Raw genomic sequence first — 11,709 nt, 5'->3', positions numbered from 1 at the left:
CCCCGCCCCGCCGCGGCTTGCGGGGACGTTACTTGCCGGCGAACTGCTTCGCGGCGGCCACGAGGGCCTTCTGCAGCCCGGCGACGTCACCGTCGCTGGAGAACTTGCCCTGCGCGGAGTTCACCGCGCCCTGCCAGCCCTGCGAGCAGGCCGAGCCGTGCGGGCACGACGGGACCGCGACGTCCTTGGCCCAGTCGGCGATCGCCGACTGCTGGTAGGCCGGGTAGTCGGCGGCGACGGTGTCGGTGCGGGCCGGGATCGAGCCCTTCTTGGTGTTGAAGGCCTTCTGCCCGGCCGCCGAGCCGACCGTCTTCAGCCAGCACTTGGTGCCCTCCGGGTTCTTCGCGCCCTTGGGCAGCACGAAGGAGTCGGCGAGCCACTGGTAGGCGTTGCCGTTGCCCGGGAACACCGTGTACGAGTAGTCCTTGAAGCCCTTCGCGTCCATGTCGGCGGCCTCCCAGTCGCCCATCAGCTGGAACGCGGCCTTGCCGTCCATGACCTGCTTCTCGGCGTCGGTCCAGTCGAGGCTGTCCCGGTCCTTGTTGGTGTAGTCGAGCAGCTTCTTGTAGTCGTTGATGGCGGTGGTGACGTCGGAGCCGGCCCAGTCGGTCTTGGCGGTCCACAGGCCGATGTACTTGTCGGTGCCGAGGTCGGAGATGAGCACCGCCTCGAAGAGCATCTGCTGCGTCCAGTCCTTGCCCAGCGCCAGCGGCGTGATGCCCTTGGCCTTGAGGGTGTCGAGCTGGGTGAAGAACTGCGGCAGCGTGGTGGCCACCGAGGTGATCCCGTTGTCGGCGAGGACCTTCTTGTTGGCCCACAGCACGTTGGCGCGGTGGATGTTCGCCGGCACCGAGTAGATCTTGCCGCCGACGGTCAGGCTGTCGACGAGGCCCTTCGGGAACGCCGAGGACAGGCCCCACTCCTTGTACTGCGCGGAGAGGTCCTCGATCTGCCCGGCCTTGATGTAGTCGGCGAGCTCCGCGCCCGCGTGCGCCTGGAACGTGTCCGGCGGGTCGCTCTGCTGCAGGCGGGAGGCGAGGACCTGCTTCGCGTTCGAGCCCGCGCCGCCGGCGACGGCGCCGTTGACGAACTCGTACTGCGAGCAGTCGGTCTTGAACTGGCTCACGAGCCCGTCGAGGCCCTGCTTCTCACCGCCGTCGGCCCACCAGGTGAAGACCTCGACCTTCTTGGTGCCACCGCCGCCGTTGCCGCTGCCGTCGCCCTCGTCGGCACCGCAGCCACCGGCCAGCAGGGCCAGGGCGATACCGGCGGCGGCGAGGCTGGTCGCGCGCGCGTTGAAGCGCATCCGTCCTCCAGATAGGGGTGTACCGGTTGTTGGAGTGTGTGCATTGGGGTGTTGTTGATGGCCGCGCATGGTCGAACATGTTGAAGCATGGCGATGTCCGTAAGAGGTACGCGTCGCCATCAGTTCTGTCAACTCTTAGCGGACACAAACCCGATAGATGAGCTTTGTTACGGAACGTCCGCATCAATGAAGGGTGAAGATCGACATTTTGGATCTATATCGGTAAGGAGTTGACATAACTGGGCGGGTTACTTCCCACGCGAGGCTGCAGTTGTTACACAACAACCAACACAGCCGTTCGCGCCGTCTAGGTTGGTGGCATGGAAGCGACCACCCGCACCTTCACCGCGACCGTCGCCGCCGGGCCGCGCGGCCATCTGGTGGTGCCGGTGCCGTTCGACCCGGACGAGGCCTGGGGCGCCAAGCCGCGCCACCTCGTCGGCGGCACCGTCGGCGGGCGCCGGGTGCGCGGCGCCGTCGAGCGCGCCGGCGACGGGCACGCCCTGGTGATGGGCCCGGCCTGGCAACGCGACTGCGGCCTCGCCGACGGCGCGACCGTCGCCGTCGAGCTCACGCCCGAGGGGCCGCAGCGCGCCGACCTGGCCGACGACGTCGCCGCGGCGCTGGCGGCCGATCCGGCGGCCGCGGCGTTCTTCGACGCCCTGGCGCAGTTCTACCGCAAGGCGTACCTGCGCTGGCTGGACGGCACGAAGCGCCGGCCGGAGCAGCGGGCCGAGCGCATCGCCGAGATGGTCCGGCTGCTGGCCGCCGGCGTGAAGGAACGCCCGAAGGCATAGCCGAAAGGCCGGCCGGGCAGAACACGCGCCGAGCAGTGCGAAGCCGACGAGGTCGCGCGGCAGCAGGACGCTGTTCATCGCTCCCCCGGGGGCTCCGCTCCACCTGAAGGGCCGGGTTGACTTCGAGTGCGCTCGAAAACCTAGCGTCGTTGGTATGAGAGCGAAGAAAGTGCTGGTGACGGGTGGTACGAGCGGGCTCGGCCGGGCGATGGCGGCGGCGCGGGGGCGACGGTGGCGCTGACCGGGCGGTCCGGGGCGCGGGCCGCCGAGGTGGCGGCCGGGCTGCCGGGCGCGATCGGGCTCGAGCTCGACGTGTGCGACGACGCGTCGGTGGCCCGCGCGGTCGACGAGGCGTGGGCGCGGCTCGGCGGGATCGACATGCTGGTGAACAACGCGGGGATCGGCATGCGCACGGTGAACCCGCGGTTCATGAGCGAGCCGCAGGGGTTCTGGCAGGTGCCGCCCGACGGGTTCCGGGCCGTGGTGGAGACGAACCTGACGGGGTACTTCCTGATGGCCCGCGAGGTGACGCCGCGGATGCTGGCGGCGGGCGCCGGCCGGATCGTCAACGTCTCGGTGAGCGAGTCGACGATGCAGCGGGCCGGGTTCGTGCCCTACGGCCCGTCGCGCGCCGGCAGCGAGTCGCTGTCGCGGATCATGGCCGCCGACCTGCGGGGCACCGGGGTGACGGTCAACGTGCTGCTGCCCGGCGGTGCGACGGTCACCGGCATGCTGCCGGCGGAGGCGGCGCCCGCCGGGCACCGGTTCCTGGAGCCGGAGATCATGGGTCCGCCGATCGTCTGGCTCGCCTCGGCGGCCGCGGACGGCGTGCACGACGAGCGGATCGTGGCCGCCGAGTTCGACGCGTGGCTGCGCTCGCGCGGCGAGTGATGCTGCCGGCGGTTCCTGTAGCGCGGACACGGGGCCGCGCGCCGGGCGGCTTTCCGCTAGCCTGGCGTGACCCTGCCCCGGCCCCGCGAGGTGACGGCCCGTGTTCCGCGTCGGTGACGCCCTGCTCGACCTCTACGAGGTGCGCGACGTCATCCGCAGCGGAGGCATGGGCCTCGTGTATCGCGTGCACCACCGCGGCTGGGGCGTCGACCTCGCCGTCAAGACGCCGCGGCCGGAGTTCGTCGGCGACGAGCTGTTCCGCGCCGAGGCCGAGTCCTGGGTCGCGCTCGGCGCCCACCCCAACGTCGTCAGCTGCGCCTACGTGCGCCAGCTCGAAGGCCGGCCGGCGGCGTTCGCGGAGTGGGTCGACGGCGGCAGCCTCGCCGACGCGGTCCGCGAGCGGCGGGTCGCCGCGCTGCCCGACGTCCTCGACGCCGCCGTGCAGTTCGCCTGGGGCCTGCACCACGCGCACCGCCAGGGCATGGTCCACCAGGACGTGAAGCCCGCCAACGCGATGCGCGAGCGCGACGGCACCGTCAAGGTCACCGACTTCGGGCTCGCCAAGGCCGTCGTCGCGACCGGCGGCGCGCGCACCGGCGACGCCGGCGTCACCTACGGCGGGCTCACGCCCGCCTACTGCTCCCCCGAGCAGATGCGCGCCGCCGCCGGCGAGCGGGTGCGCCTGACGCCGGCCACCGACGTGTGGTCGTGGGCGCTGAGCGTGCTGGAGATGCTCGTCGGCGGGCCGCCGACGCGGGCCGGGCATATCGCGGGCGAGGTATTCGAGGCGCTGCTCGGCGACGAGCTCGACCCGCCCGCCGGGCTGGTCGCCGTGCTGCGCGAGTGCTTCCGGCCCGACCCGGCGGCGCGCCCCGCCGACCTCGGCGCGGTCGCCGAGCGGCTCGTCGCGGTGTACACCGAGGTGACCGGCCGGCCCTACCCGCGCCGGGTGCCGTCCCCGGTCGCCCTGCGCGCCGACGGGCTGTCCAACCAGGCCCTGTCGATGCTCGACCTCGGCCACCCGGACCGGGCCGAGGCGCTGTGGGAGCAGGCCCTGGGCGCCGACCCGGAGCACGTGCACACCGTGTACAACCGCGGGCTGTTGCGCTGGCGGCGAGGCGAGATCACCGACGCCGGCCTGCTCGCCGAGCTCGGCCCGGTGCGCGGCGCCGGCGAACTGCTCGCGCAGGTCGAGCGGGAGCGCGGCGAGCCGCCCGCCGTCGTGCGGCTGCCGGGCGAGCGCACCGTCACCGCCGTCGCCGCGACGCCGGACGCCCGGCTGGTCGCCGTCGGCGAGGAGGCCCTGGGCACCGACGCCGCCCCGGCCGCGGTGCGCCTGTGGGACCTCGCCGCCGGCGTGTGCCGCGGGGTCTGGCCGGCGCACCGGCGGCGGGTCGGCGCGCTGGCGATCGACCCCGCCGGGCGGTTCGTGGTGTCGGGCGGCGACGACGGCGCCGCGATCGTCTGGGACGCCGCGACCGGGCAGCCCCGCCACCGCCTCGAGCACGGCGCGGCGCTGCGGAGCCTGGCGCTGAGCGAGGACGGCTCGGCCCTGGCGACGCTCACCGCCGCGTCCGGCGTGCTCGTCTGGGACGTCGAGACCGGCGAGCCGCGGCACACGCTGCAGCGGCCGAGTGCCGGCTACGAGTCGGGCGCGGTGGCTGTCGGCCACGGCCACGTGGTGGCCTGGTCGAGCAGGACCGGGCGGCTGCGGGCGTGGAAGCTCGGCAACGGCGAGCTGGTCAGCTCCGGCCCCGTCGGCACGCAGACGGTGCTGCTGGGCCGCTCCGCCGCAGTGGCGCTGCTGGCCGGCGCCGAGTCGGTCGAGCTGGTCGACCCGCTCACCGGCGAGCGGCGCGCGCGGTGGGAGCGCCACGCGGCCTGGGGGCGCGACGCCGTGCTCGCCGACGACGGGAGCCTGGTGCTGGCCGCCGCCGGCGACGACCTGCAGGTGTGGGACGTGGCCCGCGGTCGGTGCCTGCGCACCCTCGACGGCCACGAGTCGCCCGTCCGCGCGCTCGCGCTGCCCGGGCCCGGCCTCGCCGCCAGCGGCTCCTCCGACCGCACCGCCCGGGTGTGGCGGCTGCCGGCGCCGGGCGCTGCGGCGCGCTGGAGCTACGCGAAGCCGCGCGCCGCCGTCGAGCTGTCCCGCGACGTCGACGTCGTGCGCGAGGCCGTCGAGCGGGTGCCCGGCCTGATCCGCAGTGGACGGATCGCGGCGGCCGCGGCCGAGCTGCGCACCGCCCGGGCCACCCCCGGCTTCGAGCGGGACGGGACGCTGCTGTCGCTGTGGGCTGCCGTCGGCCGGCACGGGCGGCGCAGCGGGCTGCTCGGCGCCTGGCCCGCCGGGCGGCTGCCCTCCGGGTCGGTGCTCACCCCCGACGGTGTGCTGGCCCTGCGGCACCGGTCCTCGTTCCGCACGGTGGAGGCGTTCGAGGTGGCGGGCGGCGCACCGCGGTACACCCTCTACGGCCATGGCGACGCCGTCACCGCCCTGCGCATCACGCCCGACGCCCGGCTCGCCGTCACCGCGAGCGAGGACCAGACCGTGCGCGTGTGGGACCTCGCCACCGGGCAGTGCCGCCACGTGCTGAGCGGGCACAAGGACAAGGTCTCCGCCCTCGCCGTCAGCGCCGACGGGCGCGTCGCGGTGTCGGGCGGCTGGAGCGGTACCGTCGGAGTCTGGGACCTGGAGAAGGGCAAACGCCGCCGGATCGCGACCCCGCACGGCGGGTGGGTCGGCTCGATGGCGCTCAGCGACGACGGCTCGGTGGCGCTGGTGTTCCACCACGACGGCGAGGTCTGCGTGCTCGACACCGCCAAGGGCCGCTGCCTGCACTCCCTGCCGGGCAAGGGCGCACGCGCCGCGGCGACCGCCGTCAGCGCCGACGGGCACACCGTGCTCTGCCCGAGCCACACCGGCTCCTCGCTGTGGGTCACCGACCTGCGCACCCGCGAGCTGCGCCACATGCTGCTCGGCCACGACGAGCCCGTCCGCGCCGTGGCGATGACCCCGGACGGGCGGCGCGCCTGCTCGGCCTCGGCCGACGGCACCGTGCGCGTCTGGGACGTCGCCGCCGGCGCGTGCACGGCCGTGCTCACCGGGCACGAGGGCGCGGTCGAGGCGGTCGCGCTCGCGCCCGGCGGCCGCTTCGCCGTCTCCGGCGGCGCCGACGCCACCATCCGCGTGTGGGACCTCGACGAGGGCCGGGCCCTGCGCGTCCTGCCGGCCGCCGGCCCCTGCGACCGGGTGGGCTTCGCCGCCGACCACGGCCTCGCCTGGTCCTGCGGCGACCGCGCCGAGACCGTCGTCTGGGCGCTCGACTGGGACTACGACCTGACATCACCCGGAAAGGAAGCCTCGTGATCCTCGCCTGCGCCGGTTGGCGCTGCCAGCGCATGATCTCCGTGTCCAACATCCCCGGCGGCAACCCGACCGCCCGCAACGACCCGGAGCACTTCTCGATCAAGTTCCAGATCTGCCCCGACTGCCACCAGACGTTCTGCGACCGGTGCGCCCCGAAGGCCGGCTTCCTGCGCTCCACCCCGTGCCGGCAGTGCGGCGGCAAGCTCGTCGACGGCGGCCAGCGGCAGAAGGTCAACGGCACCCAGGTCGCCGAGTTCGTCCGGCTGCACCAGGAGGGCTACGACCACGGCGCCCGCGGCGACATGCCCGCCGCCCTCGCCCTGTTCGACCGGGCGATCGCGATACGCGAGGCATACGCCGACGCGCACTTCAGCCGCGGGCTGGCCCTGCGCAACCTCGGCCGGCGCGAGGAGGCGGTCGCCGCGTTCGAGCGCTCCTTCGCCATCGACCCGCGCAACCCCCAGCCGCTGTTCGACGCCGGTAACGTCCTGCGCGACCTGGGCCAGCGCGACCGCGCCCTGGCGACCTTCGACCGGGCGCTGGCCGCGGAGCCGCGCTACGTCGCCGTGCACATCAACAAGTCGATCGCGCTGATGGACATGGGCCGGGCCGAGGAGGCGCTGCACAGCGCGGATGAGGCGCTGCGCATCGAGGCGGCCGACGCCTCCGCCGACCACACCCCCAACGCGGCCTCGTTCGCCAACGGCGCCAAGGGCGCGGCCCTGCTCAAGCTCGGCCGCAACCAGGAGGCCCTCGCCGCGATCGACCAGGCGATCAACGACGGCCCGGACAACCCCGACAACTACCTCAACCGCGCCACCGCCCTGGAGCGCCTCGGCCGCGCCGAGGAGGCCGCCACCGCGAAGCGGATCGGCCGGCAGCTGCAGGGCTGAGCCCGCCGGCCCGCCGCGGCTGTCGATCCGCACGGCGCTCGATCGTCGTCCGGATGTGACCATTGGCAAGCCGCGCCGGGCCGTAACGGCCGTCTTCTTCATCAACGGGCTCACGCTGTCGACGTACATCGTGCGCGCACCCTCCTTCAAGTCCGACCTCCGCCTGACCGACGCCGAGTTCGGCCTGGTCGGCATGCTCTTCGCCGTGGCCGCCCTCGCCGCCATGCAGCTGGTCGGCCCGCTCGTGGCCCGCGCCGGCAGCCGCGCGGTGCTGCGCGCCACCTTGACCGTCATGCCGCTGCTGCTGGCCGCGGTCGCCGCCGTACCCGGCCGCTGGTGCTTCGCCCTGGCCGCCACCGCGCTGGGCGCCGCGCACGGCACCACGGACGCGGCCATGAACGCGCACGCGGTCACCGTCGAACGCCTGGCCGGCCGCCCGATCCTCAGCGGCTGCCACGCCGCCTGGAGCGTGAGCGCGGTCGTGGCGTCGCTGACCGCCGCCGCCCTCACCCACGCCGGCGTCGCGCTGTCCGTGCATCTCGTGGTGGCCGCGGCGGTACTCCTGGTCGCCGGCCTCCTCGTCACCCCACGCCTGCTCCCGGCGTCCGCGGAGGTCGCACCCGAGGCGGGCCCGACCCCACGCGCCCGCGCCCGCTGGAGCGCCCCGCTGCTGCTGCTCGGCCTCACCGGCACCGCCCTGATGGTCTGCGAGGGCGCGGCACTCGGCTGGGGCGGCATCTTCCTGCACGACGCCCGCGGCGCCACCCTCACCGTCGCCGCGACCGCCGTCACCGCCTACACCGCCGGCCAGACCGCCGGCCGCCTCGTCGGCGACCGCCTGACCCTGCGCCTGGGCGCCCAGCCCTTGTTCCGCACCGGCGCGGCCCTGGCCACCGCGGGCTTCGCCGCCGCCGTGCTGACCCGCCACCCGTACGCCGCCGTGGCCGGCTTCGCCCTCGCCGGCCTCGGCACGTCGGTGCTGCTCCCGCTCACGTTCAGCGCGATCGGCAACCTGCCCGGCGCGGCCACGGCGACCCTGGTGTCCCGCTTCACCACGTTCACCTACGCCGGCATCCTGCTCGGCCCGGCCCTCATCGGCTGGACGGCCGAGCTGGCCGGCCTGGGCCCGACCCTGACGGCGCTCATCCCTCTGCTCGCCGCCATGGCGATCCTCCCCCGCCCGTCGGTACGCCAGCCCGAGCCGGCCGCCGTGCCGTAATGAGCGCGCGCTCAAACGGCGGCCAGGCGGCCGAGGACGGCCTCCAGGCGGCCGCCCGCGGCGGGGTCGAACGACGGGCCGGTCGGCGGCACGGGGCGGTCGCGGCGAAACACGGACAGCGGCACGGCGGGCGGTTCGGCCAGGATCGCCTCCAGGCTGGAGCTCGACCGCGCCGTCGACGGCCTGAGCCGCCGCATCCTGACCCGCACCCTGCGCGCGCTGACGGCCGACGGCCCCTGGTGAGCGGCCGAGAGACCCCGCGCCGCGTCGAGTACGCCCTGACCGACCGCGGCCGCTCCCTGCTCTTGCCTAGTCACCGGCCCCGGCCGCCTTGAGGCGGCGGCTCAATGCGTCCCAGCCGTACTCGTCGGCTTCGGATTCGACTGTGGCGCTGGAAGGCGGATGCGCCGATGCCGCCGGGTTCGCGACGCCGGCGAGGCGGCGCGCGCCGGAGCCGTCACCGTACTTCATGAGCCCGGTACTCGGGTCGACATGCAGTCCCCCGCCGGCCTCGGCTGCGACCGCCATGGAGTTGCTGTGGCTCCCCAGCGGCGACGAATTGCCGTCCGGACCCCAGCCAAACCGCGTAATGGTGCTGACAAGCCATTCGGCTATCGCCGCGACGAAGTCGGCGGGCTGACCGTGCTGGTCCCACAGCAGCGAGTTGTTGCGGTCGATCTGGCAGAGCAGAAACTTGATCCAACCCGGGTGAATCTTGCCCGCGAGCCCCTCGACCGCCCTGACTCCGGCCAGACAGGCTTCGACGTAGTCGCTGACCGGCGTCCCGGTGCCGTTCTGCACGTCCCGTTTCACGAATCCGAACATCAGATCGGCTTGCTCCGGGAAGGCGTTGAACTCGGCAAGGCGCGGGATTGGTTGACCGCCTCTCAGGTCATAGATCGCCTTGACATCGGGGTCGTCCCAAAGCCGGTCCTCGTGTCGAGTGCCCACCGCGCCCGCGACGCGACAGCTTCGTTCGCGGCTCAGCCGCGGTGACCGCAAGCGGTACACCGGTAGCGGCGCACGGTCACCACGAGCGTCGTCGGCCGCCAGCCCAGCGGCTCGTGGGCCAGCTCCCGGGTCACGGTGTCGCGCGGTACGCCTTCGCGACCACAGCGACGGCACCACTGGTCCGGCTCGACGACCCGGCATGCCAGCACCGCACGGTCGGGCCTGAGTCGTTGGCCGGTGACGGCCAGACCGAGCTCATCGAGCCGGCAGAACTTGGTCAGGTCAGGGCAGGCAAAGGTAGCGTCAGACAAGTCGAGGTGTGCCAATCCGGAAGACCACGACTTCCGTCCCGGGGCAGCGATGCACAAACGCAGCCGGACGCCCGATCTCGTGTCACAGTCGCAGCGGTCTTCTTCGCGTACCCACGCAGATCGGTCAACGGCGCACCCGATAGCGCAGGTGAAGCACCCGGTTGCCCTGAACAACTACGTCTGGGCCTTCCAGCAGGTGCTGCGCGTCGACGGAGCCGAAGTAACGCTTACCGGACCCGAGCACGACGGGTGCGACGTCCATGCGTACCTCGTCGACCCAACCTGCGGCGAGCGCCTGGCCGCCGACGTCGCCAGCAGCGAACTCGACAGTGCGGTCACCCGCAAGCTCCCGCGCCTTGGCCACGGCCGCCTCGATGCCGTCGACAAAGTGGAACGGCGCCTGGAGGTCCCAGCCCTCGGGCGCACCACGGTGACTCACCACGACCACATGGTCGATCCCACTCGGAGGCGTCCCATCCCAGCCGTCGGTGATGTCGAAGGCGTGACGGCCGGCAATGGTCACCCCGACCTCGTCCCAGTACGGCCGGACGTAGTCGAACGAAGCCTGCGACACCTTCAGAACGCCACTGTCGTCCAACGGCACGTCACCGCTGACCAGCCACTCGAAGATCGGACCGGGGTCGTCGTTCTCAGCCGCGATGTAACCATCCACCGAAACCGACGCGTTCATGACCACTTTCCCCATGGATTCCTCCTCTGTTTGGAGTCCCAAGTCTTGTGCGACGTGAGCTGTCGCTCTTGTACGAAATCAATCGGCCGGGAGCGGCCAGCCGTCCAGGACGTGGTCGGGATGATCGCGCAGGAATCGCCGCCGGACTTCGGCGTACCGGGTCGGCGTGAGCCCGGTGAACTCCCGGAAATCGCGCACGAAGTGGGCCTGGTCGAAGTAGCCCGCGCCAGCAGCAACGTCTCCCCAGTCGATCGGTGCAGCGACGTCGAGCGCCAACACGGCGGAGCTGAAGCGGTAGCTACGAGCCAGCCGTTTTGGCGTGACACCGACTACGGCCTTGAACCGCTTCGCCAAATACGTGCTGCTGGCGCGGGCCGCCAGACCGATGTCGCTGATCGGCACTGTCCCGCCTGTCGCCGCAACGGCGCTGCTCATTTGGCGGACCAGGTCAAGACCGTCGATCACCCGCAGCCGTCGCACCAGTTCCTCCTCGAGCAACATCAGCATTTCATGCGGTGCGTCCGCCAAGGTCAGTCGGTGTCGCAATTCAGCGATAGCGGGCTGGCCCCAGATCTGCTCCACCGTCGCAGGTCGGTCGCACAACTCGGCCGCAGGCATCGGAAGGAACGGTGCCAGGCCCCACGGCCTGAAGTGGACGCCCACGGACCGGGTCGGGGTTGGGTAGCTGAACTCCCACGCACGCGTGGGCGTGGTGACCGCGCAGCCGTCGGCGTACTCCACGGCGTCTACGTCGGTGCCTGCGCGGATGAGAAACGGCGCCCCGAGGTTGACGATGAGCAATGGCGCGGGCGCCGCCGGCAGCATCAACCGGGAGTACGGCGGGGCGCCCTCCAGGTAGTAGAGGTCGTCGATCAGCCCGTCCAGCGGCGGACCGGGCATTCTGGATACATACTCCACGCCGACATCATCGCCGACGGCCCATCCGGCATCACGCGCCGCCGCCAGCATCGAGCCGGCGCCGATCCCTGACGGGCGCCCCGGCGCATTTCGGTCCCCAACGACACCCCACGTTGTGAAGGGCCAGATTGAAGCGAGCGCGACCCTCTGCTGATCATTCGATTGTCCACTACGGCAGCGGCCCGTAACTGGATCAGCCGGATACGATGATCGGTTCCTCCGGTGGTCCGTCGCTGAGCAAGTGCGCAAGCAACTGAGCCCTGATCCACCGATGGGATTGATGTGAGCACGAGGGCCCGGATGCGATGATGCCCCCGCGAGCTGGAAAGATAGAGGTTCTTCAGGCTTCTATCGTCCAGTTCGAG

10 protein-coding genes and 1 pseudogene are annotated in these 11,709 nt (G+C 72.6%); 5 read left to right on the top strand and 6 right to left on the bottom strand.

Features of this window, described 5'->3' with window-relative positions; translation table 11 throughout:
* Positions 1 to 28: 28 nt before the first annotated feature.
* On the bottom strand, positions 29 to 1,306 hold the full coding sequence (locus ABD901_RS18490; RefSeq protein ID WP_345128229.1) for an ABC transporter substrate-binding protein: 1,278 nt from the start codon (positions 1,304 to 1,306) through the stop codon (positions 29 to 31).
* A gap of 320 nt (positions 1,307 to 1,626) precedes the next feature.
* On the opposite strand from ABD901_RS18490, the gene ABD901_RS18485 reads away from it, so the two are divergent.
* The 5 genes from ABD901_RS18485 to ABD901_RS18465 all read left to right on the top strand — a co-directional run bounded on the left by ABD901_RS18485 (position 1,627) and on the right by ABD901_RS18465 (position 8,473).
* A complete protein-coding gene (locus ABD901_RS18485; protein ID WP_345128227.1) occupies positions 1,627 to 2,103 on the top strand; it encodes a YdeI/OmpD-associated family protein in 477 nt (158 codons plus the stop codon).
* 231 nt (positions 2,104 to 2,334) lie between these two features.
* Positions 2,335 to 2,994, top strand: coding sequence for an SDR family NAD(P)-dependent oxidoreductase (locus ABD901_RS18480; RefSeq protein ID WP_345128226.1), 660 nt, complete (start codon positions 2,335 to 2,337; stop codon positions 2,992 to 2,994).
* Between the two features lie 100 nt (positions 2,995 to 3,094).
* On the top strand, positions 3,095 to 6,361 hold the full coding sequence (locus ABD901_RS18475) for a WD40 repeat domain-containing serine/threonine protein kinase (protein ID WP_345128224.1): 3,267 nt from the start codon (positions 3,095 to 3,097) through the stop codon (positions 6,359 to 6,361).
* Positions 6,358 to 7,254, top strand: a complete 897-nt coding sequence (locus tag ABD901_RS18470) for a tetratricopeptide repeat protein (protein ID WP_345128222.1) — start codon at positions 6,358 to 6,360, stop codon at positions 7,252 to 7,254. Before ABD901_RS18475 ends, ABD901_RS18470 begins: the two co-directional genes overlap by 4 nt.
* Before the next feature lie 55 nt (positions 7,255 to 7,309).
* Complete coding sequence (locus ABD901_RS18465) at positions 7,310 to 8,473, top strand: MFS transporter (protein WP_345128221.1); 1,164 nt, start codon at positions 7,310 to 7,312, stop codon at positions 8,471 to 8,473.
* 11 nt (positions 8,474 to 8,484) lie between these two features.
* Here the strand turns inward: ABD901_RS18465 and ABD901_RS18460 are convergent, their stop codons facing one another.
* The 5 genes and pseudogenes from ABD901_RS18460 to ABD901_RS18440 all read right to left on the bottom strand — a co-directional run bounded on the left by ABD901_RS18460 (position 8,485) and on the right by ABD901_RS18440 (position 11,344).
* A complete protein-coding gene (locus ABD901_RS18460; protein ID WP_345128219.1) occupies positions 8,485 to 8,670 on the bottom strand; it encodes a hypothetical protein in 186 nt (61 codons plus the stop codon).
* A 112-nt stretch (positions 8,671 to 8,782) separates the two neighbouring features.
* On the bottom strand, positions 8,783 to 9,424 hold the full coding sequence (locus tag ABD901_RS18455) for a hypothetical protein (RefSeq protein ID WP_345128218.1): 642 nt from the start codon (positions 9,422 to 9,424) through the stop codon (positions 8,783 to 8,785).
* A pseudogene (locus ABD901_RS18450) lies at positions 9,412 to 9,735 on the bottom strand (ISL3 family transposase); the annotation flags it as partial. The pseudogene ABD901_RS18450 and the gene ABD901_RS18455, both read right to left, overlap by 13 nt.
* A 124-nt stretch (positions 9,736 to 9,859) precedes the next feature.
* Entirely contained in the window at positions 9,860 to 10,441 is a 582-nt protein-coding gene (locus tag ABD901_RS18445; RefSeq protein WP_345128216.1) for a dihydrofolate reductase family protein, read from the bottom strand.
* Between the two features lie 63 nt (positions 10,442 to 10,504).
* Positions 10,505 to 11,344, bottom strand: coding sequence for an AraC family transcriptional regulator (locus ABD901_RS18440; protein ID WP_345128215.1), 840 nt, complete (start codon positions 11,342 to 11,344; stop codon positions 10,505 to 10,507).
* Positions 11,345 to 11,709 lie beyond the last annotated feature (365 nt).

The sequence above is a fragment of the Dactylosporangium darangshiense genome (assembly GCF_039537565.1).
In the GTDB taxonomy this organism is placed as follows: Bacteria; Actinomycetota; Actinomycetes; order Mycobacteriales; family Micromonosporaceae; genus Dactylosporangium; species Dactylosporangium darangshiense.
Note: the sequence above shows the minus strand (reverse complement) of the source record. Positions and strands in the feature narration are given on the sequence as shown.

Coding starts and splice junctions, on each gene's coding strand:
- ABD901_RS18490 (WP_345128229.1), bottom strand. CDS start 1,306: ATGCGCTTCAACGCGCGCGCGACCAGCCTCGCCGCCGCCGGTATCGCC.
- ABD901_RS18485 (WP_345128227.1), top strand. CDS start 1,627: ATGGAAGCGACCACCCGCACCTTCACCGCGACCGTCGCCGCCGGGCCG.
- ABD901_RS18460 (WP_345128219.1), bottom strand. CDS start 8,670: ATGCGGCGGCTCAGGCCGTCGACGGCGCGGTCGAGCTCCAGCCTGGAG.
- ABD901_RS18445 (WP_345128216.1), bottom strand. CDS start 10,441: ATGGGGAAAGTGGTCATGAACGCGTCGGTTTCGGTGGATGGTTACATC.